This window comes from Rhodococcus sp. 14-2496-1d (assembly GCF_002259365.1).
Taxonomy (GTDB): domain Bacteria; phylum Actinomycetota; class Actinomycetes; order Mycobacteriales; family Mycobacteriaceae; genus Rhodococcoides.
Genome location: NZ_NPFV01000029.1, coordinates 432,377 through 456,010 on the forward strand (window position 1 = coordinate 432,377; position 23,634 = coordinate 456,010).

General features: G+C 66.0%; 20 protein-coding genes and 1 pseudogene. 11 read left to right on the plus strand and 10 right to left on the minus strand.

Going from position 1 to position 23,634, the window contains the following annotated elements; genetic code table 11:
* Positions 1 to 82 precede the first annotated feature (82 nt).
* Positions 83 to 1,414, plus strand: a complete 1,332-nt coding sequence (locus CH296_RS23365) for an RNA polymerase sigma factor (protein WP_032397920.1) — start codon at positions 83 to 85, stop codon at positions 1,412 to 1,414.
* A gap of 69 nt (positions 1,415 to 1,483) precedes the next feature.
* Here CH296_RS23365 and CH296_RS23370 read toward each other — a convergent pair whose 3' ends face one another.
* Together CH296_RS23370 and CH296_RS23375 are read right to left on the minus strand one after the other, a co-directional pair.
* Entirely contained in the window at positions 1,484 to 1,843 is a 360-nt protein-coding gene (locus CH296_RS23370; protein WP_032397919.1) for a DUF952 domain-containing protein, read from the minus strand.
* A gap of 28 nt (positions 1,844 to 1,871) precedes the next feature.
* Positions 1,872 to 2,798 (minus strand): DMT family transporter, encoded by a 927-nt coding sequence (locus CH296_RS23375; RefSeq protein WP_094630072.1) that lies wholly within the window; start codon positions 2,796 to 2,798, stop codon positions 1,872 to 1,874.
* A gap of 233 nt (positions 2,799 to 3,031) precedes the next feature.
* On the opposite strand from CH296_RS23375, the gene CH296_RS23380 reads away from it, so the two are divergent.
* Entirely contained in the window at positions 3,032 to 3,226 is a 195-nt protein-coding gene (locus tag CH296_RS23380; RefSeq protein ID WP_027496884.1) for a hypothetical protein, read from the plus strand.
* Between the two features lie 113 nt (positions 3,227 to 3,339).
* Here the strand turns inward: CH296_RS23380 and CH296_RS23385 are convergent, their stop codons facing one another.
* Positions 3,340 to 5,079, minus strand: a complete 1,740-nt coding sequence (locus tag CH296_RS23385; RefSeq protein WP_032397917.1) for a DEAD/DEAH box helicase — start codon at positions 5,077 to 5,079, stop codon at positions 3,340 to 3,342.
* Between the two features lie 190 nt (positions 5,080 to 5,269).
* On the opposite strand from CH296_RS23385, the gene CH296_RS23390 reads away from it, so the two are divergent.
* Positions 5,270 to 6,382, plus strand: a complete 1,113-nt coding sequence (locus CH296_RS23390; RefSeq protein ID WP_256980552.1) for a YihY/virulence factor BrkB family protein — start codon at positions 5,270 to 5,272, stop codon at positions 6,380 to 6,382.
* Here CH296_RS23390 and CH296_RS23395 read toward each other — a convergent pair.
* Positions 6,355 to 6,591 (minus strand): DUF3039 domain-containing protein, encoded by a 237-nt coding sequence (locus CH296_RS23395; protein WP_032398413.1) that lies wholly within the window; start codon positions 6,589 to 6,591, stop codon positions 6,355 to 6,357. The two genes, CH296_RS23390 and CH296_RS23395, sit on opposite strands and share 28 nt — an antisense overlap.
* 93 nt (positions 6,592 to 6,684) lie before the next feature.
* Here CH296_RS23395 and CH296_RS23400 point away from each other — a divergent pair, with 93 nt between their 5' ends.
* The 3 genes and pseudogenes from CH296_RS23400 to CH296_RS23410 all read left to right on the plus strand — a co-directional run bounded on the left by CH296_RS23400 (position 6,685) and on the right by CH296_RS23410 (position 9,730).
* Complete coding sequence (locus CH296_RS23400) at positions 6,685 to 7,053, plus strand: DUF3099 domain-containing protein (protein WP_032397916.1); 369 nt, start codon at positions 6,685 to 6,687, stop codon at positions 7,051 to 7,053.
* Positions 7,054 to 7,086: 33 nt separating this feature from the next.
* Positions 7,087 to 8,580 (plus strand): annotated as a pseudogene (locus tag CH296_RS23405) (methyltransferase).
* A 178-nt stretch (positions 8,581 to 8,758) separates the two neighbouring features.
* Positions 8,759 to 9,730, plus strand: coding sequence for a sigma-70 family RNA polymerase sigma factor (locus tag CH296_RS23410; protein ID WP_032377730.1), 972 nt, complete (start codon positions 8,759 to 8,761; stop codon positions 9,728 to 9,730).
* A 127-nt stretch (positions 9,731 to 9,857) separates the two neighbouring features.
* Here CH296_RS23410 and CH296_RS23415 read toward each other — a convergent pair whose 3' ends face one another.
* On the minus strand, positions 9,858 to 12,515 hold the full coding sequence (locus tag CH296_RS23415; protein ID WP_094685949.1) for a bifunctional GNAT family N-acetyltransferase/acetate--CoA ligase family protein: 2,658 nt from the start codon (positions 12,513 to 12,515) through the stop codon (positions 9,858 to 9,860).
* Between the two features lie 64 nt (positions 12,516 to 12,579).
* Positions 12,580 to 13,848, minus strand: a complete 1,269-nt coding sequence (locus CH296_RS23420) for an acetoin utilization protein AcuC (RefSeq protein WP_094685817.1) — start codon at positions 13,846 to 13,848, stop codon at positions 12,580 to 12,582.
* A 185-nt stretch (positions 13,849 to 14,033) separates the two neighbouring features.
* Here CH296_RS23420 and CH296_RS23425 point away from each other — a divergent pair, with 185 nt between their 5' ends.
* Together CH296_RS23425 and galE are read left to right on the plus strand one after the other, a co-directional pair.
* Positions 14,034 to 14,720, plus strand: coding sequence for a metal-dependent transcriptional regulator (locus CH296_RS23425; protein ID WP_094685818.1), 687 nt, complete (start codon positions 14,034 to 14,036; stop codon positions 14,718 to 14,720).
* Positions 14,721 to 14,766: 46 nt separating this feature from the next.
* Positions 14,767 to 15,747, plus strand: a complete 981-nt coding sequence (galE, locus tag CH296_RS23430) for a UDP-glucose 4-epimerase GalE (protein WP_094685819.1) — start codon at positions 14,767 to 14,769, stop codon at positions 15,745 to 15,747.
* A gap of 40 nt (positions 15,748 to 15,787) precedes the next feature.
* Here galE and CH296_RS23435 read toward each other — a convergent pair whose 3' ends face one another.
* The 4 genes from CH296_RS23435 to CH296_RS23450 form a co-directional block, all read right to left on the minus strand.
* The gene (locus CH296_RS23435; protein WP_179277801.1) at positions 15,788 to 16,840 is read right to left on the minus strand and encodes a DUF4192 domain-containing protein; all 1,053 of its coding nucleotides are present in this window, start codon (positions 16,838 to 16,840) and stop codon (positions 15,788 to 15,790) included.
* A 214-nt stretch (positions 16,841 to 17,054) separates the two neighbouring features.
* A complete protein-coding gene (locus tag CH296_RS23440) occupies positions 17,055 to 17,765 on the minus strand; it encodes a DUF5642 family protein (RefSeq protein ID WP_094685821.1) in 711 nt (236 codons plus the stop codon).
* Positions 17,766 to 17,877: 112 nt separating this feature from the next.
* A complete protein-coding gene (locus CH296_RS23445; RefSeq protein ID WP_045195419.1) occupies positions 17,878 to 18,510 on the minus strand; it encodes an MBL fold metallo-hydrolase in 633 nt (210 codons plus the stop codon).
* A complete protein-coding gene (locus CH296_RS23450; RefSeq protein WP_032397911.1) occupies positions 18,507 to 19,592 on the minus strand; it encodes an S-(hydroxymethyl)mycothiol dehydrogenase in 1,086 nt (361 codons plus the stop codon). The genes CH296_RS23445 and CH296_RS23450 overlap by 4 nt, the downstream gene beginning before the upstream one ends.
* 163 nt (positions 19,593 to 19,755) lie before the next feature.
* On the opposite strand from CH296_RS23450, the gene sthA reads away from it, so the two are divergent.
* The 3 genes from sthA to CH296_RS23465 all read left to right on the plus strand — a co-directional run bounded on the left by sthA (position 19,756) and on the right by CH296_RS23465 (position 23,568).
* Positions 19,756 to 21,171: a Si-specific NAD(P)(+) transhydrogenase gene (gene sthA / locus CH296_RS23455; RefSeq protein ID WP_094685822.1), complete on the plus strand. Its 1,416-nt coding sequence runs from the start codon at positions 19,756 to 19,758 to the stop codon at positions 21,169 to 21,171.
* A gap of 183 nt (positions 21,172 to 21,354) precedes the next feature.
* Complete coding sequence (locus CH296_RS23460; protein WP_032397909.1) at positions 21,355 to 22,299, plus strand: proteasome assembly chaperone family protein; 945 nt, start codon at positions 21,355 to 21,357, stop codon at positions 22,297 to 22,299.
* 228 nt (positions 22,300 to 22,527) lie between these two features.
* Positions 22,528 to 23,568, plus strand: a complete 1,041-nt coding sequence (locus CH296_RS23465) for an alpha/beta fold hydrolase (RefSeq protein WP_032398408.1) — start codon at positions 22,528 to 22,530, stop codon at positions 23,566 to 23,568.
* Positions 23,569 to 23,634 lie beyond the last annotated feature (66 nt).

Here is a 23,634-nt window from a genome sequence, read left to right on the forward strand (position 1 = left end):
CGCAGCCGGCCGAATCCGAAGACCTCTCCGCCGGAAACAACTCTGGCGTGACGCCGCACGACTTCGTCACGAAAGGGCGTACGTGGCAGCCACCGATATCCGTCAGACCGTAGATTCCGAAACCGAGTCTGCGACACCTGCACCTGCTGTCAAGGCACCCGCTGCGAAGGCACCGGCAAAGAAGGCTCCCGCCAAGCGCGCCGCAGCCAAGAAGGCACCGGCGAAGAAGGCCGCAGCAAAGAAGACAGCAGCCGCACCGGCATCCGGGGACGACGCCGACGAGAGCACTCCCGGCATCGAGGACATCGACATCTCCGAGGGCGACCTCGCCGCCGCCGCCAACGATGTCGTCGAGGTGGTCGCTGCAGGTGACGACACCGAGGAGGACGTCACCGCCGAGCCGACCGCCGAGGACAAGGCATCCGGTGATTTCGTCTGGGACGAAGAAGAGTCCGAGGCACTGCGCCAGGCCCGTAAGGACGCCGAGCTCACCGCGTCCGCCGACTCCGTCCGCGCCTACCTCAAGCAGATCGGCAAGGTCGCGCTCCTCAACGCAGAGGAGGAAGTCGAACTGGCCAAGCGCATCGAGGCCGGCCTGTTCGCGGTCGAGAAGATGCGCGAGTCCGCGGAGAAGGGCGAGAAGCTCCCCGTTGCGCAGCGCCGCGACATGACGTGGATCTGCCGTGACGGTAATCGCGCCAAGAATCACCTCCTCGAGGCAAACCTTCGTCTCGTCGTCTCCCTCGCCAAGCGCTACACCGGTCGTGGCATGGCTTTCCTGGACCTCATTCAGGAAGGCAACCTCGGTCTGATCCGCGCGGTCGAGAAGTTCGACTACACGAAGGGCTACAAGTTCTCGACGTACGCCACGTGGTGGATCCGACAGGCGATCACCCGGGCCATGGCCGACCAGGCCCGCACCATCCGAATTCCGGTGCACATGGTCGAGGTCATCAACAAGCTGGGCCGTATCCAGCGCGAGCTGCTCCAGGATCTGGGCCGCGAACCCACCCCTGAAGAGCTGGCGAAGGAAATGGACATCACGCCGGAAAAGGTGCTGGAGATCCAGCAGTACGCGCGTGAGCCGATCTCGCTCGACCAGACCATCGGTGACGAGGGCGACAGCCAGCTCGGCGACTTCATCGAGGATTCCGAGGCGGTCGTCGCCGTGGACGCCGTGTCGTTCACGCTGCTCCAGGATCAGCTGCAGTCGGTTCTCGAGACGCTGTCCGAGCGCGAGGCGGGCGTGGTTCGACTGCGATTCGGCCTCACCGACGGTCAGCCCCGCACGCTCGACGAGATCGGTCAGGTCTACGGTGTCACGCGCGAGCGGATCCGTCAGATCGAGTCCAAGACGATGTCCAAGCTGCGGCACCCGTCGCGTTCTCAGGTACTGCGCGACTACCTGGACTGATTCGTTCGCTCCACCTCCAACAACGACCGCCGATCACGTGATCGGCGGTCGTTGTTCTGTGCGCGGGCGTCACACCTGCGGCACCCCGAACGTTCCGTCCGGCCCCGGCCGATAGTCGAGCACTGCCGTGACGGCCGCGATCGGAAGCGGTCCGTACAGGTGCGGAAAGCGCATGGACTCCGGATCGGACGGTACCCCCGGTTCCCACCGAACGGGTGCAGTCAGACGAGTCGGATCGACACGCAGCAGAACCAGATCCGTGCGGCCCGGGAAGAGCCGGTTCGCCGGCAAGTGCACTTGCTCGGGTGTGGACAGATGCACGAAGCCCACGGATTCGTACGAGTCCGGGGTGTAGTCGGCCCGACCACGCATCGCGAGCCACTCCCCTGCCGTACAGATGTGAACGAGGTCGTCCTGCTTGCTGGTCACATGTCCATTCTGCCGTGTCGTGCGCGGGTCAGGGCGGCGGAATGTCGGCAACGCCCCGATCTCTTCGGGTCGGCAGCCCACCGACCACGACTGCCACGATGACGGCCAGGATTCCGAGAGCCTCGTACGTCGTCGGAATCTGAGTCAGCACCACGGCACCGACCACCGTCGCCGTTGCCGGAAGCAGAGCCAGCAACAACGCGAAGCGGGCCCGGCCCACTCGCACCAGGACGTACTGATCGAGAACGTAGGGAACCACACTCGACAACAGCCCGACGCCCAAACCGAGAACCCAGATCCGCCAGTCTCCCAACGCATTCGGGTGCGCGACCGCGAACGGCCCGAACAAGGGAACGGCCAGGAGCACGGACGCGATTGCGAAACCGGCAGCCATGTCGTCGAGTCCCTGGCCTGCGTCGGCAACCGACTTGCCCAGCACGATGTAGGCAGCCCACAGCGCCGCCGAGCCCAGCGCGAACGCGATCCCGACCAACCCCACCTCGCCGCCCTCGAACTGCGCAGAGGCGATGGCTCCGACGCCGGCCACCACCAGCAGCAGCGCGCACACGTCGGCAGGCCTTCTGGACCCGGCAGCGGCGACCGCGATCGGTCCGAGAAACTCGATGGCCACGGCCGCGCCGAGCGGCAGCCTGGCGATCGCCTCGTAGAACATCGCGTTCATGCCGATCGTCGCGCCGCCGAACGCGGCGGCCGTGATCGCCCGACGCACGGTCCATGCGCCGGCACCGGCCCGACGCCGCCACGGCCGCCGCCAGAGCACCAACACCAGCGCCGCACCGAACCCGCGCAGCCACGCCACCGCGGCCGGGTCGACGGTGTCGAACAGGAACACACCGATCGCCGCACCGACGTACATGCACAGCGCACCGATCACGAACAGCGAGGGGATACCCAGCTTCGATGCGCCGGAGAGCGAAGTAGAAGTCGAAGCCACACCGGCGACCCTACTGCCGCGGCACGGGCGAACTCCGATCAGCTGTCAGCGAACACCGTCGACGGCGTTCCTGCTCGTGAACGATGTTTCGTGTTAGTGACAACACAAAGAAACGCGCTCGGGAACAACGCATGACCGCCATACGTCTGACAGAGTGAACGGACCGCGCCATACCGACGCGGCGGACCGGCCCCAGGCGAACGGGACAACCCGCAAGCCAGTACGGAGGAGTCATGCCCGGAACATTGACCAGCCCACAATTGACAGCAGCGGACCGGTGCGACCGGTGCGGTGCAGGGGCTCGCGCGCGTGTCGTGCTCTCGACCGGTGGAGAACTTCTCTTCTGCGGTCACCACGCCACCGAGCACGAAGCCCGTTTGCGTGAAGTGAACGCAACGGTGATGACCGAATCGGACTCCACGGTGTAACCCACCTTTTGTGTCGGGGAAAAACAGGTTCGCCACGATCGACGAACACAACGACGAAGACGGACGGTCACCAGACCGTCCGTCTTTTTCGTGCCCGGACCCGCCGGGGATCTCTACATCTTCCGCAACTGCGCGATTCGCTCACCCAACTGATCCGCCGACGCCATCGCCGTCGGCGGGCCACCACAGATTCGTCGCAGATCGCCGTGAATCACCCCGTGCGGCTTCCCCGTGCGGTGGTGGTACACCGCAACCAAACTGTTCAGTTCACGCCGCAGACCGGCCAACTGGCCCGCACTGGTGGCCCTGTCGTTGACGACGGCAGGTGCCGGAACCGCCGGTCCGGCGGCCGGCTTGTCGATCTGTTCCTGTTGGCGCTGGCGCAGCAGGTCGCGCATCTGCGTCGCGTCGAGCAAACCGGGCAGACCGAGATAATCGGCTTCCTCGTCGCTGCCCGAGAACGTCGCGGTACCGAACGACGAACCGTCGTAGATCACCTGGTCCAGTTCCGCATCCGCGCCCAGCGAGGTGTACGCCTTCTCCTCCTCGCCCAGCTCGTCCTTCTGCTTGTTGGCGTCGGCCAGCAACTCGTCGTCGAAGCCGTCCTTCTCCCGATGCGGCTTGCCGAGGATGTGATCGCGTTGCGCCTCGAGCTGCGACGCGAGATCCAGTAGCACCGGTACCGACGGCAGGAAGACGCTCGCCGTCTCACCCTTGCGCCGAGACCGCACGAATCGGCCGATGGCCTGCGCGAAGTACAACGGGGTCGACGCACTCGTCGCGTAGACACCGACGGCCAGACGCGGAACGTCGACGCCCTCGGACACCATGCGGACGGCAACCATCCACCGCTGGTCGCTCTTGCCGAACTCGGCGATGCGAGCAGAGGACGTGGGGTCGTCCGAGAGCACGATCGCAGGCGTCTCCCCCGTGATCACCTCGATCAGTTTCGCGTAGGCCCGCGCCACCGTCTGATCGGTCGCGATGACCAGACCGCCGGCATCGGGCATGCCGCCTGCGCGCAGTTGCGCGAGCCGGGTGTTGGCCGCCAACAGCACCGCAGGCATCCAGTCGCCCTGCGGATCCAGAGCGGTGCGCCATGCCCGCGCGGTCTGTTCGGCATTGAGCGGCTCCCCCAGCCGAGCGGTATATTCCTCGCCTGCGCTGTCCCGCCAGCGCGCCTCACCGGAGTACGCGAGGAACACGACCGGACGGACGACGCCGTCCGCGAGAGCATCGGAGTAGCCGTACGCGTGATCGGCCTTGGACCGCATCAACCCGTCCTGATCGGGTTCGTAGTTGACGAACGGGATGGGACTGTCGTCGCTACGGAACGGCGTACCGGTCAGTGCGAGACGTCGGGTGGCGTCTCCGAACGCTTCGCGAATTCCCTCACCCCAGCTCTTCGCGTCGCCGCCGTGGTGGATCTCGTCGAGAATCACGAGGGTCTTGCGTGATTCGGTGCGCACTCGATGCTTGAACGGGTGCGAGGCGATCTGCGCATACGTCACGACCACGCCGTGATAGTCGCTCGACGTCTGACCGGTCGAGTTCGAGAAGCGCGAGTCCAAGGCGATTCCGACCCTGGCGGCCGACTCCGCCCACTGGTGCTTGAGGTGTTCGGTGGGCGCAACGACCGTCACCTGGTCGACGGTGCGATGCGCGAGCAGCTCCGCGGCCACCCGGAGGGCGAAGGTCGTCTTGCCTGCGCCGGGCGTCGCGACCGCGAGGAAATCCTTGGGCGAGGCGACGAGATACTTCGTCAACGCCCGTCGCTGCCACGCACGCAGCGGTGCGCCCCCGATCGCGGGAGCGGCAGTCTGCTCGGTGGACGGTGGTGTGGGATCGAACATGTCAGCGCTCACTGGCCGCCGGTTCCTGGCATCGATGTAAATTCCTCGCGCTCTCGGTAGCCCTGCAGTGTCCGCGGAGGAGCCTATCTCTCCGCACCGACCGATCCCACATCGCTGGGGTGAGTCGGATGCGACACGGCGAGTCGGCTGTTAGGCGAAGTCGCCTGTCGTCAGGAATGCTGGAGGAACCATGAGCGAGTCTGCAGGCGGAACTCCACCACCGGAACGGTTGTCGGCGAAAAGGCCGATACACGCCGCGTGGAAAGTGACTCTGCGCACTCTGAGCAAGGCATGGGACGACTCGATCTTCAGCAAGGCCGCAACGGCCGCGTTCTGGCAGACGTTGTCGCTGCCACCGCTGTTGCTCGGCGTGCTGGGCAGCCTGGGACTCGTCGGCGGATGGTTCGGACCCAACACCGTCGAGATCATCGAGTCCAAGATCATCACGTTCAGCAACACCCTCTTCAGCGGTAGCGTCGTGGACCAGATCATCGCTCCGACGGTCAAGGACGTTCTCGCCCAAGGAAGCGGGGAGATCGTGTCCGTCGGCTTCCTGCTCTCGTTGTGGGCCGGGTCCTCTGCGATCTCGACGTTCGTCGACTCCATCGTCGAAGCGCACGGTCAGGCCGACGCACGACATCCCGTCTGGCAGAGGTTCTTCGCGCTGCTTCTCTACGTGGGTTTCCTGGTGATCGCGGTCTTCGTGCTTCCGCTCGTCGCACTCGGACCGGTGTACGTGCAGCAGATCCTGCCCGACTCGTGGATCACCGTGGGCAGCGAGGTCATCGACTTCTTCTACTATCCGGCCGTCGGGCTCCTGCTGATCATCGGTTTGACCACGCTGTACAAGGTGGCCCTGCACACCTCGCTGCCCTGGCATCGCCTCCTCGGCGGAGCTCTGCTGGCCGGGGTGTTCTTCATGATCGCGAGCGCGGTACTGCGCCGGTACCTCGGCTGGGTGACGAGCACCGGATACACCTACGGCGCGCTGGCGACGCCCATCGCGTTCCTGCTGTTCACGTTCTTCCTCGGCTTCGCCGTCGTTCTCGGTGCCGAGTTCAACGCGACGATCCAGGAGTTCTGGCCCGCCCGGGCGACACGAATGGACCAGATGCGGGAGTGGATCGCGGCGCAGGCCGCCACCGACGACAAGCCGTCGGGACCGGTGACCGCCGTCGCCCGACGGCTGGCCACGGGGCCGATCAAACTGACCGGCGACCGAGCCCGTTCGGATCGACCGGAACCGACCCAGGACCGGCACCCGGGCGACGGTGCTCAGTCGCCTTTCTTGAGACCCTCGTAGACCTTCTTGCAGTCCGGGCACACCGGTGATCCGGGCTTCGCGGACTTGGTGACGGGAAACACCTCACCGCACAGCGCGACGACGTGTGTACCCATCACCGCGCTCTCGGCGATCTTGTTCTTCTTCACGTAGTGGAAGAACTTCGGCCGGTCGTCATCGGTGGTTTCGTCCGGTGCGATATCGGGACGGTCCTTCGTCTGAGTGCTCATGAACACAGATTAATCCGTGCGTCCACAGCACGGGGTAACCGGTTCCACAGCTCGTCGTATGCATTCTGTGAGCAGTAGTGCCACAGTGGAGGTATGACGAGAACCCCAGGGTTCGACGGAAGCGCGTACAGCGACTCGCCGGATGGGCCCGTCCTGATCACCGAGGCGCAGCAATCGGTCGAGGAGCAGCACAAAGCTCGCGTCCGCAAATACATGTTCATCATGTCGTTCCGCATCCCGGCGCTGGTGTTGGCTGCCATCGCGTACGGGATGTGGATGAATCCGTGGATCTCCATGGCGATAGTCGGAGCGTCCATCCCACTGCCGTGGATGGCGGTGCTGATCGCCAACGATCGGCCGCCCCGCACCAAGGACGAGATGAGCCGATACGACTACCGGACCGTGGACAGGCCGCAACTGGAATCGAGCAACCACCGCGTGATCGAACCGGGCGACGACTGACGCCCCGGCCGTCGCCGGTGCGACACTTGCGTCGTGACTGCACCGAATCCCACGTCCCCGCTCACCGTCGCCTGCTCCGGTCTTCGTGAGGCCTTCGAGCGGGCGGGATACGACGCCGACGGCGTACTGACACTGCTCGGCGAGGACGCCCACGCTGCCCTCGGTCGCAGCGAACCGGTGCCGGTACGCAACGCCAGTCAGGACGGGGGTGCGCTGGGTGTTCTGGTACGCCTGTTCCTTCTAGTCGACGACTGCCCCGAGTCCGACGTCGCCGACGCCATCGCGCCACTGACGGTCGCCGACGCCGTCGCAGCCGGAATTCTCTCTCGATCGGGATCGACGGTGCGGACGCTGCTCGACATTCGGCCTCTCGACGCCGGCCACGGGACTCGGTGGATCGTCTCGGATCCCGACGGCAGCATGCGCGCCGCCGAGACCGCTCCCGATCACGTGCTCGGCGTCGGACAGGCTTCCCTGTCTCTGTTGCGCGGAACGCCCACGTCCCCGGCGACCAGTGTTCTCGACGTCGGTACCGGCTGCGGCGTCCAGGCCGTACACGCCTGCGGCTACGCAGAGCAGGTGACCGCGACCGACATCAGTCCGCGATCGATGGACCTGGCTGCGGCGACGATGGCGCTCAACAACCTCGACGTCGAGTTGCTGCACGGTTCCTGGTTCGAGCCCGTCGCCGGGCGTCGGTTCGATCGCATCGTCGCCAACCCGCCCTTCGTCGTCGGCCGCGCCGAAGTGCAGCACTCGTACCGCGATTCCGGCCTCGACCTCGACGGAGCGAGCGCTCTGATGATCGGCCGAGCCCCGGACCACCTGACGCTCGGCGGTACTGCGGCGATCCTGGCGTCCTGGGTGCACGTCCGCGGCGAGGACTGGCGCGCGCGGGTGGCGTCGTGGCTGCCTGCGCACGGCATCGACGCCTGGGTCGTCGAGCGTGACGTCGCCGATCCCGCGCTCTACGTGGGCACGTGGATGCGCGACGGCGGACTCGATCCACGCGATCCCGACGCGGCCGCGGTGGCACAGTCCTGGCTCGATCACTTCGCCGCCGCCGACGTGGAAGGAATCGGCTTCGGGTTCGTATATCTCCGCAGAACGGACGAGCCCACCGATCTTCTCGCGGAGGAACTCACCCATGGCTTCTCCGACCCGCTCGGCAACGAATCGATCGAGTACTTCGCGCGGCTGGACTGGCTGCGGGAGCACGACATTCTCGACTCGGTGCTCACCGTCGACCCGAACACCGCGCTCGAACGCGTCTACCTTCCCGGCGAGGAGGGCTGGGCCGAAGTGGCGGTGCGGGTCCATCGCGGGAACGGCCCGCAGTGACAGCACGACATCGACGAACTCGGTGCGGCTCTGCTCGCCGGGCTGCGACCCGACGGTCTACCGGTCGGTGAACTGGTGGAGTTGCTCGCTGCTGCGCACGGCGAGGACGCCGAGGAACTGGCAGTGCATGCGGTGACGATGATGCAGGGTCTCGTCCGGCACGGGTTGGTTGTGCCGGCTCGATGAGTCGCCGACATCGACCCGGGAGAGCGCGCGTTCCCGGCGGCTTCACTTCTCAGCAACTTCTCAGGACGAACATGACGTAATCCCTGGTCACGCGGGTATCCACGGGATCGGCGTGGGAACTTATCGGAGTCTCCCAAGCGTTGAGCCTTGTGAGACACCACCGACCAGGAGGCAAGTCATGACCAGCCCCAGCACAACGATTCGTCCGCGGCCAACCGATGCCGATCTGGACGCTCAGAGCCCAGCAGCCGATCTCGTTCGCGTGTATCTCAACGGCATCGGCCGCACCGCATTGCTGACGGCTGCCGAAGAGGTCGATCTGGCCAAGAGGATCGAGGCCGGTCTCTACGCGAAGCAGGTTCTCGAGAACACGAAGCGACTGAGCGCGGTCAAGAAGCGCAACCTCGCCATCATCGTTCGCGACGGAAGTGCTGCGCGTAGCCACCTGCTCGAAGCGAACCTTCGCCTGGTCGTGTCTCTCGCCAAGCGGTACACCGGTCGCGGTATGCCCCTGCTCGACCTGATCCAGGAGGGCAACCTCGGACTCATCCGCGCGATGGAGAAGTTCGACTACGCCAAGGGCTTCAAGTTCTCGACCTACGCGACGTGGTGGATTCGTCAGGCCATCACCCGCGGCATGGCAGATCAGAGCCGTACGATCCGGCTGCCAGTCCACCTGGTCGAACAGGTCAACAAGTTGGCCAGGATCAAGCGTGAGCTGCATCAGCAACTCGGCCGCGAGGCAACGGACGAGGAACTGTCGAGCGAATCGGGCATCGCGGTGGAGAAGATCGCGGACCTGCTCGACCACAGCCGTGACCCGGTCAGCCTGGACATGCCGGTCGGCAGCGACGAGGAAGCGCCTCTCGGCGACTTCATCGAGGATTCCGAGGCGACGTCCGCCGAGAACGCCGTCATCGCCGGCCTGTTGCACAGCGACGTCCGTGTGGTCCTCGGAACTCTCGACGAGCGAGAGCAGCAGGTCATCCGTCTGCGCTACGGCCTGGACGACGGACAGCCCCGCACCCTCGATCAGATCGGCAAGCTCTTCGGGCTCTCCCGCGAGCGTGTCCGCCAGATCGAGCGCGAGGTGATGGTCAAGCTTCGGCAGGGCGACCGCGCCGAGAAGCTGCGGTCCTACGCCAGCTGAGCACAGCCACCGACCGGTGGAGCAGCGGTGACCGTCCCCGTTCGCTCCACCTCACGCGGTAGCCGGGCCGACGTTCTCTCCCCCTCGGAACGTCGACTCGGCTGCCGCTTTGTCGTGGCCCGTCCGCTCAGCGCAGGCGACGCGGACCCAGATCGGCCTTGGTGGGCTCGGGCCCGATGCGCACCCGGGCGTCGGTGATCTGCGCGCCGTCGGCGGAGGCCAACACCGGCTCGCAGGAGATTTCGCGAATGTCGGCGATGTCCTCTGCCAGAGCAGAAATACGCTGAACGAGGTCGATCAGGGCATTCTTGTTGACGGGCACCGCATTTCGGTATCCGGACAGCAGCGGAGCCGCTTTGGGCGCGTCGATGAGCTGCGCGGCCTCGTCTTCGGTCAGCGGCAGCACCCGGTACGCGCGGTCACCCAACAAGTCCGAGATGACCCCGGCCAGCCCGAACGAGATGAGTGATCCGAACGACGGGTCGTCCTGCACGCGCACGACGCATCCGATGCCCTTGACCGCCATACGCTGAACGTGCAGCAACGGCTCGCCGGAGTCCGCAGCGAGGTTCCGGTACGCCACGCGCACTGCCGAGGCGTCGGCCATGTCCAAGCGCACTCCCCCGAGATCGGGCCGGTGTCGCCACCGCTCCCCGGTCGCCTTCACCGCCACCGGGTAACCCAGTTCGTCCGCCGCGGCGACCGCCTCGTCCTCGTCGGTCACGATTCTGAAGGCCACGACGTCGAGTCCGTAGCAGGACAACAGTTCTGCGGTCTCGAAGTCCGAGAGCCACCGTCCGTGACTGCCCGACGACCGCCATCCTTCCACCAGTCGCTTCGCGCGATCGGAGTCGATGCTCTTGGGACGGACGAGGTTCGACACCGGTCGCGAACGCCACGACGAGTAGCGCCACGCGGCAGCCAGGGCCGCAACCGCCCGCTCCGGACTCGAGTACGACGGCACCGAACCGCGAACGGGATGACCACCCGGTCCGCGTACCGCCAGGACGTCGGGGATTCCTTCGGTGGCCAGGAAAGTCGAGAGCACGGGCTTGTCGGATCCACGAACGGCATTGCCGAGCGCGGCCGCGAACGGTTCGACCTCGACGGCGACCGGAGGCACGAACACGACGATGACGGCATCGATGTCCGACGCGGCCAAGGCCGAGGACACCGCCGCAGCGAACTCTTCGGGACCCGCCTGCGGACCTACGTCGGTCGGATTGCTCGCATGCAGGCCCTTGGCTCGCGCAGCGTCGACGGCCAGCACACCCAGAGCCGTCGAATTTCCCACCACGGCAACCCGCGGGCCGACAGGAAGAGGCTGATTTCCGAACAGGACGGCGCAGTCGAACAGTTCGGAGATGGTGTCGACCTGGATGACGCCGGCCTGCGCGAACAGTGCGCGCACGATCGAGTCGTCGATGTCGGCACCGATCGCGTGGGCGGGCGGCACGGCACCGCGTCCGCTCTTGACCGCGATGATCGGCTTGGTGCGTGCGACCCGTCGAGCGATCCTGGTGAACTTCCTGGGATTACCGAAGCTCTCGAGGTAAAGCAGGATCACCTCGGTGGCCGGATCCGAGTCCCAGTACTGAAGTAGGTCGTTGCCGGACACATCGGCGCGGTTTCCAGCCGAGACGAACGTCGACAGTCCCAGCCTGCGGTTGGCGGCCTCGTCCAGAATCGCGATGCCGAGGGCTCCGGACTGACAGAAGAACCCGACGTTGCCCGGCGTGGGCAGATGCGGAGCCAGGGTGGCGTTCAGACCGAACTCGGGATCGGTGTTCGCCACACCGAGCGCGTTGGGCCCGATCAAGCGCATTCCGTGCGCCCTCGCGGCGAGCACCAGCCTGCGTTCGCTCTCCTGTCCCGCGGGTCCGGTCTCGCCGAATCCGCCCGAGACCACCAGCAACGCTTTGACGCCCTTGTCGAGGCAGTCGTCCAGTACCGCGTCGATCGCATCGGCGGGTACCGCAGCGATCGCCAGATCGACCGGATCCGGGATGTCGTGCACCGTGGCGTAGGCGCGGACTCCGCGGACCGAACGGTGGTCGGCGTTGACGGGATACACCGGGCCGGTGAAGTTGCCCGCCAGCAGATTCGCGAGAACGGCGTTGCCCACCTTGGAGCTGTCCGTCGACGCTCCGATCACGGCGACCGATCGAGGGCTGAGCACGTTGCGCACACTGCGGGCCTCGGCGGCACGTTCACGCGAATTGCGCACCGAGAGCAGCGCTTCGCTCGGGTCGATCGCGAACTCGAGTCGCAACACTCCCCCCTCGAAGGACCTGCTGACCTGATAACCCGCTTCGCGGAAGACGGTGACCATGTTCCGGTTCTCGGCGAGCACCTCGGCGACGAACATGTTCACCCCGTTCTCGGCGGCCGCCCCCGCGAGGTGTTCGAGCAGGATCGGCCCCAGCCCGCGGCCCTGATGCGCGTCGGCGACGACGAAGGCCACCTCGGCGGAATTGCCGTCTCCCTCGGGAAGTCGTTCGTACCGGCCGACCGCGATGATGTCGTCACCGAGCACCGCGACGAACGCGACTCTGTCGTGGTGGTCGACGGTGGTGAAGTTGAGCACGTCACGCTGGGGCATCGTGGGGTAGGGACCGAAATACCGCAGGTACCTCGTCCGCTCGGACAGCCGGCCGTGGAACGCGACGATGCGCTCGGAGTCCGACGGGACGATGGGACGCAGGTGCACCACACCGCCGTCGGCGGTCAGGACGTCGGCAACCCAGTGCCGCGGAAACGACGTCTCCGCTCGCTCCCGTGCCAGGTCCTTCTCGCTCGGCTCCGACGCCGCAACGGCAGGCTCCTCGGCCGAGGGGCTGTCGGTCGGATCAGTCACGCGGGTCCTCCGGATCGAGTCCGAGCAGTGGAAACACTGCTCGACGGGTGGCGATGATCGCCGAATCGACGCGTTCGAGCGCCCTGTCGGTGCCGTCCGCGCCTGCGAGAGACCCACCGGGTCCGTCCCAGGCGGGATAGTCGACGTCTCCCCCGTCACCCATGGTCTGCGGTAGGTCGACGCTCGGTGCCATGGTCCGCACCCGCTCGCGCCACGTGTCCGGCAGCGGAGACATCGGGTCGATGTCGCGGCCGAGCGCGGCAGCGATGAGGTACGTCCAGGACCGTGGAACGACGCGCACCAAGCCGTACCCACCACCGCCGACGGCCAACCACCGACCTTCGGAATGCTTGTCCGCCAGATCGCGCATGGCCAGGAACGCAGCGTTCTGGCCGTCGACGGTCAGGGCGAGGTCCGCGAGGGGATCCTCGCGGTGGCTGTCCACACCGCATTGGCTGACGATGATCTGGGGCCGGAACGCCGCGATCGCGCCCGGCACGATCGCGTGGAACGCGCGCAACCACAACCTGTCCGCGGTTCCGGGCAGCAACGGGACATTGATCGAGCTTCCCTCACCGCGTTCGGTTCCCACCTCGGTGGACCATCCGGTGTTCGGCCACAGCGTCGCCGGATGTTGATGCAACGAGACCGTGAGCACTCTCGGGTCACCGAGGAAAGCCGCTTGAACGCCGTCCCCATGGTGAGCGTCGACGTCGATGTAGGCGATTCGGTCGAACCCGTTGTCCAGCAACCACGAGATGGCGATGGCGGCGTCGTTGTAGACGCAGAAGCCCGATGCCCAGTCGGCCATCGCGTGGTGCATACCGCCACCGATGCTCACCGCGCGTCGAGCGCGACCCGACGCGATCTCGCGGGCGGCGGCCAGCGAGCCGCCGGCGAGCATGGCGCTCGCCTCGTGCATCTGCGGAAACACCGGATTGTCGTCGGAACCGAGTCCGTGGACGACGTCGTCGGGATCGCGCAGGGCCGGGCCCTGAGACGGTGCCTGTTTGACGGCCTCGATGTACGCGCTGGTGTGAAACCGGAGCAACTCCGAATCCGGTGCTGCGGCTGGCTCGACCAATTCGACACCCTCGAGCAGGCCGATGTCGGTGGCGAGCGCCATCGTGAGATCGAGTCGAGTCGGGTTCATCGGGTGGTCGTCGCTCCACCGGTAGCCGAGGTAGTCCGCGCTCCACACGACGATGTCCTCGGGGCGGTTCGGGATGGACGCGGCGGCGCGTGTCGCCTGATCAGACATAGGGACAAAACTACGTTGTCGGGCGGGATGGTGTTGCCGGGTTCCGTTGTTGTCCCCGGAGTCCCCCTGTGAGAAGCCACGGGAAAAGACGTCCACCGTTGTGGTGCGCCGCGCCCGCTGCGACTGGGTGCAGCGCCTATTTCGGGACGCTGACGGTAGGATCGAGCCCGACGAAGGGGTTGAGTGTGAAGGATCTGGTCGACACCACGGAGATGTACCTCCGGACGATCTACGATTTGGAAGAAGAGGGCGTGATTCCGCTCCGCGCGCGAATCGCCGAGCGGCTCGAACAAAGTGGTCCCACCGTCAGCCAGACCGTTGCTCGGATGGAGCGCGACGGCCTGTTGTCCGTCGCGGGCGATCGGCACCTGGAGCTGACCGAGAAGGGCCGAAGTCTGGCGGTTGCGGTCATGCGCAAGCACCGTTTGGCAGAGCGCCTGCTCGTGGACATCATCGGTCTGCGCTGGGAAGACGTTCACGCCGAGGCGTGCCGCTGGGAGCACGTGATGAGCGAGGAGGTCGAGCGTCGTTTGGTGACCGTACTGAACAACCCGACGACCTCGCCGTACGGCAACCCGATCCCGGGGTTGGCCGGACTCGGTCTCGGCCAGTCGACTCTGGCACCGGAGGCTCTCATCCGCCTCACCGACGTTCCGGTCGGCCAACCGACTGCCGTCGTGGTGCGTCGTCTCGCCGAGCACGTCCAGTCCGACCCCGAGGTGATCGCTCAGCTCCGCGAGGCAGGCGTGGTCCCCGATGCTCGCGTTACAGTCGAGGCCAAGCCCGGATCGATCACGATCACGGTGCCAGGACACAGCGGTGTCGACATATCCGAGGAGATGGCGCACGCCGTCCAGGTGAAGAAGGTCTGACCTCCCACCGACGACGGCGTTCGACGCGTGTGAGGGAGAACGAACAGTGAAGCTTCTGGTCACCGGTGGTGCGGGCTACGTCGGCAGCGTCTGCGCGGCCGTGCTCGTCGAGCGCGGACACGAGGTCGTGGTCGTGGACAACCTGTCCACCGGTAACCGGGACGCCGTGCCCGGTGGTGCCACGTTCGTCGAAGGTGACGTCAAGGACGTCGCCGCGGACGTGTTGATCGGCGGCGGCTTCGACGCCGTCCTGCACTTCGCCGCGCAATCTCTGGTGGGCGAGTCGGTGGTCTCGCCCGACAAGTACTGGAGCGGGAACGTCGTCACCTCGCTGGCGTTGCTCGATGCCATCCGAGCATCCGGCACCGCGAAGCTGGTGTTCTCCTCGACCGCCGCCACGTACGGCGAGCCCGAGAAGACTCCCATCACCGAGGACGCACCCACCCGCCCCACCAATCCCTACGGTGCCACCAAACTCGCGATCGATCACGCGATCACCTCGTACGCCGCGGCCTACGGCCTCGCAGCCACCAGCCTCCGGTACTTCAACGTCGCGGGTGCCTACAACGGTTTCGGCGAGAATCGCGTCGTCGAGACCCACCTGATTCCGCTCGTGCTTCAGGTCGCTCTGGGGCAGCGCGAGAAGATCTCGGTGTTCGGCACCGACTGGCCCACTCCGGACGGTACGGCTGTTCGCGACTACATCCACGTCGCAGACCTGGCCGAGGCACACATTCTCGCCGTCGATGCCGCACAACCGGGTGAGCACACCATCTACAACCTCGGCAGCGGCACCGGGTTCTCGGTGCACGAGGTCATCTCGTCCTGCGAGCGCGTCACCGGTCTGCCCATCGCCGTCGAACATGCTTCTCGTCGTGCCGGTGATCCTGCGGTCCTGATCGCCTCGAGTGCGCGTGCGGTCGAGGAGCTGAATTGGACGCCGGAGCTGACCGATCTCGATCGGATCGTGGCCGATGCGTGGACCTTCCTGCAGCAGCTCGGCGATCGGTCGCACGCAGCGCGCTGACCCGCGTTGCCGGCCGATCATCGATGTGCCCGACCGGCCGTCACCGTCGACCGAACGGGTCGCCGGGCAACCGAACTCCGCAGGCGCGCGCGCACGCGAAGCCGCTCTCGGCCACTTCGCGAACGAGTTCGGGACCTGCTCCTGCGCTGAGCGATCGGTCCAGCAGTCGCGCCAGTGAGTAGGTCTCGTCGGCTTCCAGTGCAGCGTCGATCGCGACGCGGGCCATCGGCCCGTCTCCGCGCACGTACGCGCTGAAGGCCAGAAGTGTTGCGGCGACGGCGCGTGCGCCCTTCGGCAGGACGCGGGACATTCTTGCCCAGAACTCTTCGACGAATCCGGCGTCGTCGCCAAGCGTCAACGCCAGCACTGCGTCACGCACCTGGACGTGGCCGATCGCGAGTGCGATGCGAGCGATGTCGGTCGGATCCAATTCGGTGTCGTACGGTCCGCGTGCGATGTACGACAGCACCGAGGTCAAGTCGTCGGTACGAGACCGGGTGCCCTCGCGTCGTTGTCGCGACATCTCGGCCGCCACGGCCCGCACCGTCGCGTCGGGGCCCGGTGCGATGGTCTCGGCGAGCTCGCACCTGGACTTTCGGACGGAGTAGCCGTCGAGCACGCGTGCCACGGTCATCGGAGACGCCGAAGGATCGGATATCAGGCCGTGCCGCTGCGGTCCGCGCAAGGTCCACCACTCGGCGGAATCGGCGATCTCCGACGCCGCGAGGGCCTCGCCGAGCTGCACTCCGAACGATGCGAGTGCGGCGTCGAGTTCGGTCACCAGCGCTTCGACGTCGAGCAGATGAGCTGTTCTGACGGCTCGGTCGAGCCTGTCGTCGACGAACACCGCCATGACCGCGGGGATGTTCTCCCTCGCGCAGTAGCCGGCAAGGTAGCCGATGGCGTCGAGCATCTCCTCGGTCGCGCGGGTACGACCGCCTGCGCGCCGATCGGCGTGTTCGCCTGCCAGGACGAGGTCGTGACGCATCGTGGGTCCGACGCCGGCACCGCCGTCCTGGACCGCGATGAGCACCATCGATCGATGCGGGTGGAATCCGAGCATGGCCGGCACGGCTGCCATCAGGTCGCTCACGTGACCGAGTCGAACGCGATGGCGGGAGTCGAAGTTGTCGTGTGAATTCGTCGGTGTGTGCATACCGGAGAATCCTGGCCGGGGTCCTGACGACCGACGAAGTCCCGACCTGGGCTTTCGAACTGCCCTGTGGAGAACCGGTGTGTTGTGGACCGATCGTGTCGCCGGAGCTGTGGACGACCGATTCGTGTCGGTGCGATCTGCTATCGCTCCGTCAGCTCTGGCCGATCTTCTGGACGGCCGCGGTGAACAGCTCGTCGAGGGTCGTCGCGTCGGGCGTGCCCGAGCCGAACGACATGAACGTGGCCGACACTCGCACCCCGTCGATCTGGGCCATCAACGTCAGCATCGACTGCGTGACGGCGTCGCCGCCTGCTCCCGATGCAACGGTCTGCCGGACGGCCAAGGTGTCGTCCGCGTCGATGGGCGGTGCCGGCGTCAGAGTCGAGGTCACCGTCGAGGTCGCACCGGACTTGGTTGCCGTCACCTCCCCGCACTGTTCGAGCTGCTCCTTGCGCGCCGAGAGCGGTTCGTCCACTGCGGTCAACTCGATCGAGATGGTCGATCGACTGTCGTTGTCGGTTCCGACGATCATGGCCGTTCCCGTCGGGCCGAAGTCCTGGTCGGCAGGCTTGCATCCCGCCGGGCTGACCTCGGCACCGGCCGGTATTCCGCTGAGATCGGGTGCGGCTTGCGAGATCGCCTGCTGGGGCAGAACCAGGGCGTCGTACGGTGCCGGGAAGCTGGACGGGTCGATCAGCAGCGTGTTCAGATCCACACCGGACCGCGACGACGACGTGGCACTGCCTGCGCTGGGTTCAGCGGTGCCCGTGACGGTCGAGCTGCACCCCACCAGTACGAGCGCTCCGATCGCCGCCGACGTGGCAGCGCTGGTCAGGCGGGTTCTCCGTGCGGCGGGGCTCACAAGACGTCCTCTTCGAGTAGGTGGGACGCCGCAGCACTCGCTCCGGCGTCCCACCACTGTCTCATTCCGACCACCTCGAACGCGGCAGGCGACCTACCGCAGTGTCGCGATGTCAGCTTCCGCGGGCGATCCACTCCTCGAGGTGCGGTGCCTCGTCGCCGATGCGCGTGCCGTCGCCGTGCCCGGTGTTGACGCGAGTCTCGACGGGAAGCGCGAAGAGTCGATCACGGATGGACCCGATGATGGTCGGGAAATCCGAGTACGACCGGCCGGTGGCACCCGGACCGCCGGAGAAGAGGGTGTCGCCGCTGAACAACTCCCCCGCCTCCGGCAGGTACAGGCACGTCGATCCCGGTGAGTGCCCGGGTGTGTGCAACGCCAGGATGTCGGTTCCGGCAACGGTGATGCGCTGGCCGTCCTCGAGGGTCGAGTGCCCGACGCCCGGGTGCGTCTGCTCCCACAGCATCTCGTCGGCCGGGTGCAGCAGAATCGGCGCGTCGAGGGTGTCCGAGAGCTCGGGTGCCACGGTCACGTGATCGTTGTGACCGTGTGTGCAGACGACGGCCTTGACCGTGCGACCGGCTACCGCGTCGACGATCGGGGCCGCGGTGTGCGCTGCGTCGACGATGACCACCTCGTCGTCGTCGCCGATCAGCCAGATGTTGTTGTCGACGTCCCAGGTGCCACCGTCGAGACTGAACGTGCCCGAGGTGACCACGTTCTGGACACGGAATCGACCACTCACAGGATCACCACCGACCGCAGCACGGTGCCCTTGTGCATCTTGTCGAACGCGGCTTCGACGTCCTCGATGGTGATGCGTTCGGTGACGAACTTCTCGAGCGGCAGACGGCCCTGCTGGTACAGGTCCACCAACTGCGGGAAGTCGCGCTCGGGCAGGCAGTCTCCGTACCAGGACGACTTCAGCGAGCCACCGCGGGAGAAGAAGTCGATGAGCGGCATCTCGAGAGTCATCTCGGGAGTCGGAACGCCGACGAGCACCACGGTTCCGGCGAGGTCGCGTGCGTAGAACGCTTGCTTCCAGGTCTCCGGACGGCCGACGGCGTCGATCACCACATCGGCACCGAAGCCTCCGGTCAGCTCCTGCACGGCCTCGACGGCGTCGACCACGGAAGAATCGACGGTGTGGGTGGCTCCGAGTTCGAGGGCCCATTCGAGCTTGCCCGGGTCGCGATCGACCGCGATGATCGTCGATGCGCCCGCCAGTCGGGCTCCGGCGATCGCGGCATCGCCGACGCCGCCGCAGCCGATCACGGCCACCGAGTCTCCGCGCGAGACGTTTCCGGTGTTCATCGCTGCCCCGAGCCCGGCCATCACTCCGCAGCCGAGCAGTCCGACGACGGCGGGATCGGCGTCTGCGGCGACCTTGGTGCACTGGCCCTCGTGCACCAGGGTCTTCTCGGCGAATGCGCCGATGCCCAGCGCAGGGGTCAGCTCGGTGCCGTCCTCGAGGGTCATCTTCTGTGCTGCGTTGTGGGTGTCGAAGCAGTACCACGGGGTGCCGCGCTTGCAGGCTCGACATTCGCCGCACACGGCGCGCCAGTTCAGGACGACGAAGTCTCCGACCTCGACGTGCTCGACGCGGTCGCCGATGGTCTCGACGATTCCGGCTGCCTCGTGTCCGAGCAGGAACGGGAACTCGTCGTTGATGCCGCCTTCGCGGTAGTGCAGGTCGGTGTGGCACACCCCGCAGGCCGCGATCTTGACCACGACCTCGTTCGGCCCGGGATCGGGGATGGTGATCGTCTCGATGGAGACGGGCTCGCCCTTGCTCTTGGCAACGACAGCGCGGACCTGCTGCGGCATGTGTTCCTCCACTGTGAATCGGGTGTTTCGTGCTGGGCTCAGCCTCGCACAACGCATCAGTACGTGGCGACATCTGCATGGGTTCGGCCTCCGAATCTCGGAGTTCACAAGGTTGTGACCGGGTGGGCACGCAGTCTTTGCGTGCGAGCGGTACCTATGACGAATGTCTGAACCCATGGAGTACGACCTGGTGGTCATCGGCTCCGGCCCAGGTGGCCAGAAGGCGGCCATTGCGGCTGCGAAGCTCGGCAAGCGGGTGGCGATCGTGGAGAAGGGCCACATGCTCGGCGGGGTCTGCGTCAATACCGGCACCATTCCGTCCAAGACGCTGCGCGAGGCCGTTCTGTACCTCACGGGCATGAATCAACGTGAGTTGTACGGGGCGAGCTATCGGGTGAAGGCCGACATCACTCCGGCCGATCTGTTGGCGCGAACCCAGCACGTGATCGGTAAGGAGATCGAGGTGGTGCGCTCGCAACTGCTGCGCAACCGGATCGAACTCATCACGGGCGTCGGAAAGTTCCTCGACGCGCGCACCATCGTGATCGAGGACGAGTCGCGAGGTGAACGCATCACGGTCAAGGCAGCCAATGTGGTGATCGCGACCGGCACGGCTCCCGCGCGTCCCGCCGACATCGCGTTCGACGATTACCGCGTCCTCGACTCCGACGGGATTCTCAATCTCGAATTCATTCCGGCGTCCATGGTCGTGGTCGGGGCCGGGGTCATCGGAATCGAGTACGCATCGATGTTCGCTGCCCTGGGAACGAAGGTCACCGTTGTCGAGAAGCGCGATTCGATGCTCGACTTCTGCGATCGCGAGATCATCGAGTCGTTGCAGTTCCACCTCCGCGATCTCGCGGTGACGTTCCGATTCGGGGAGGCGGTGACCGCAGTCGACGTCGGCCCGAACGGAACGGTGACCACCCTTGCCAGCGGCAAGCGGATCCCGGCGGAGACGGTGATGTACTCGGCAGGCCGTCAGGGTCTGACGACGGCACTCGAACTCGAGAACGCCGGTCTGGAGGCCGACGCGCGCGGTCGCATCTTCGTCGACGAACATTTCCAGACCAAGGTCGATCACATCTACGCGGTCGGTGATGTCATCGGATTTCCGGCGTTGGCCGCGACGTCGATGGATCAGGGCAGGCTGGCGGCGTACCACGCGTTCGGCGAGTCCAGCGCGAAACTGACCGATGTGCAGCCCATCGGCATCTACTCGATTCCCGAGGTCTCGTACGTCGGAGCCACCGAGGTCGACCTGACGAAGGGATCGATTCCCTACGAGGTGGGGGTGTCGAGGTACCGCGAACTCGCTCGGGGTCAGATCGCCGGCGACTCGTACGGCATGCTCAAGCTGCTCGTCTCCACCGAGGACCGGTCGATTCTCGGCGTACACATCTTCGGGTCGGGTGCGACGGATCTGGTGCACATCGGACAGGCCGTGATGGGGTGCGGCGGCACCGTCGACTACCTCGTCGATGCGGTGTTCAACTACCCCACACTGTCGGAGGCGTACAAGGTTGCCGCCCTCGATGTCACGAACAAGATCCGTGCGCTGGCCAACTTCGACCGCTGATGTCGTCCTCGGCACGAGGGCAACCCGGGACGGGGAATGAACAGCGGTCCACCGGTTGTTCTTTCGGATAGTGAATCGCCACGATCGACGTCGGCGGGTACGGGGCTCGCGCCCAGGATCGGCGTATTCTTACCCGATGCTCGCTTCGAGGTACCTACGAGTCGATCCGAAAGGGGCCCGGCCATGACCGAACAGTCGAAGATGTACGAGCTGGAGTTTCCGGCACCGCAAATCTTCTCCAACGACGGAGTCGGACCCGTCCTCGTGCACGGTCTGGAGGGCTTCTCCGACGCGGGTCACGCAGTGAAGTTGGCGACGACTCATCTGCGCGAGAGCCTGGAGTCGGAACTCGTCGCGTCGTTCGACGTCGACGAGTTGATCGACTACCGGTCCCGTCGTCCGACGATGACGTTCAAGTCCGATCATTTCTCGGACTACGACGCTCCCGAACTGAATCTCTATGCCGTCAAGGACCGCACCGGCACCCCGTTCCTGCTGCTGGCCGGTATGGAACCGGATCTGCGGTGGGAGAAGTTCACCACTGCCGTTCGCTTGCTCGCCGAACAGCTCGGAGTCCGTCGGACCATAGGTCTCGGCTCGATCCCGATGGCCATTCCGCACACTCGGCCGCTCGGTGTGACGGCCCACGCCAGCGACAAGGAGCTGGTCAAGGAAGGCAACAGCTGGGCAGGTGACCTGCAGGTGCCCGGCAGCGCGTCGTCCCTGCTCGAGCTCAGGATGGCGCAGCACGGTCACGAGTCGATGGGCTTTTCGGTGCACGTACCGCACTACCTCGCCCAGACGGACTACCCCGGTGCAGCCGAAACGCTGCTCGAGAACGTCAGCGAAGCCGCCGAGTTGGACCTGCCGCTGGCCGCGCTGGGTGAAGCTGCCGCACGGGTTCGGGAGCAGGTGAACGAGCACATCACCGGAAACGAAGAAGTCCAGTCGGTGGTGCAGGCACTCGAGCGTCAGTACGACACCTACGTGGCCGCGCAGGAACAGCAGTCGACGCTGCTGGCCAGCGACGAGCCACTGCCGAGCGGCGACGAGCTCGGGGCCGAGTTCGAGCGCTTCCTCGCGGAGCAGGCCGGTCTCGACGAGGGAGAAGACACCACCGAGCAGTAGCAGTGTGAGCGGTCACAGAAGATGATCGCTCGGGCGCGCACATCGGACAGTTCGGGCGGATCGAAACATACCTGTAACCGCAAATACGCCCGATGTTCTGCCCCGAGCGTCATCTCGTGCAAGAGTCGTACCAACACGTACTCGGGTACGTACGTCCACACACTCGTGCACGGCGTCGCCGTCGTGTGCCGCCTCGCGCGGTGCACCAGGGAATTTCAGGAGGCGCAGATGAGCACCAATCCGCGCAGTCGCAAGCTCCGCCCGGTTCCCGACGAAGAGCCACGGCTGATCTTCCGGACCATTCACGGATACCGGCGGGCGTTCCGCATGGCCGGTGAAGGACCGGTCCTGTTGTTGATCCACGGGATCGGCGACAACTCCGAGACGTGGAACGAGGTGATCCCGCACCTCGCGAAGAACTACACCGTCATCGCTCCGGATCTGCTCGGGCACGGTCGCTCGGACAAGCCCCGTGCCGACTACTCCGTCGCCGCGTACGCCAACGGCATGCGTGACCTGCTCTCGGTGCTGGGCATCGAACACGTGACCGTCGTCGGACACTCACTGGGCGGCGGGGTCGCCATGCAGTTCGCCTACCAGTTCCCGGGCATGGTCGACAGGTTGGCTCTGGTGTCCTCCGGTGGCGTCACCAAGGACGTTCATCCCCTTCTTCGACTGGCATCCATGCCGTTTCTCAGCGAGGCGGTCAAACTGCTCCGCCTGCCCGGTGCCATCCCCGCGGTGAAGTTGGCGGGCAGCCTCCTGAGCACACTGCACAGCTCTCCCCTGCGTCCCGGGTCGCTCCTGCACGACACTCCGGATCTGATCCGAGTGCTGAGCGAGCTTCCGGCCCCGACGACGTACGAGGCGTATCTGCGGACCCTGCGCGCCGTCGTGGACTGGCGCGGCCAGGTGGTCACGATGTTGGACCGGTGTTACCTGACCGAGAATCTGCCGGTGCTGCTCGTCTGGGGTGATCAGGACTCGGTGATTCCGGTCAGTCATGCGCACCTCGCTCACTCGGCCATGCCCGGTTCCACATTGGAGGTGTTCGAGAATTCCGGACATTTTCCGTTCCGAGACGACCCGATGCGCTTCCTGCAGGTCGTGGAGGACTTCATCGATTCCACCCCGTCGTTGACGTTCGACGAAGTGCGGTGGCGCAACCTGCTCATCACCGGTGTCGGCGAGGACATGATCACCGGCAGCGCGAGTACGCGACTGGCAGTGCTCGGAGCCATGGGCTCGGACGAACGCAGCGCCACCTGACGCATCGCCGGACCCCGCCCGGCGCGGTGTCGATGCGGGTCCGGCCGTCGATCCCACATAGCCTGT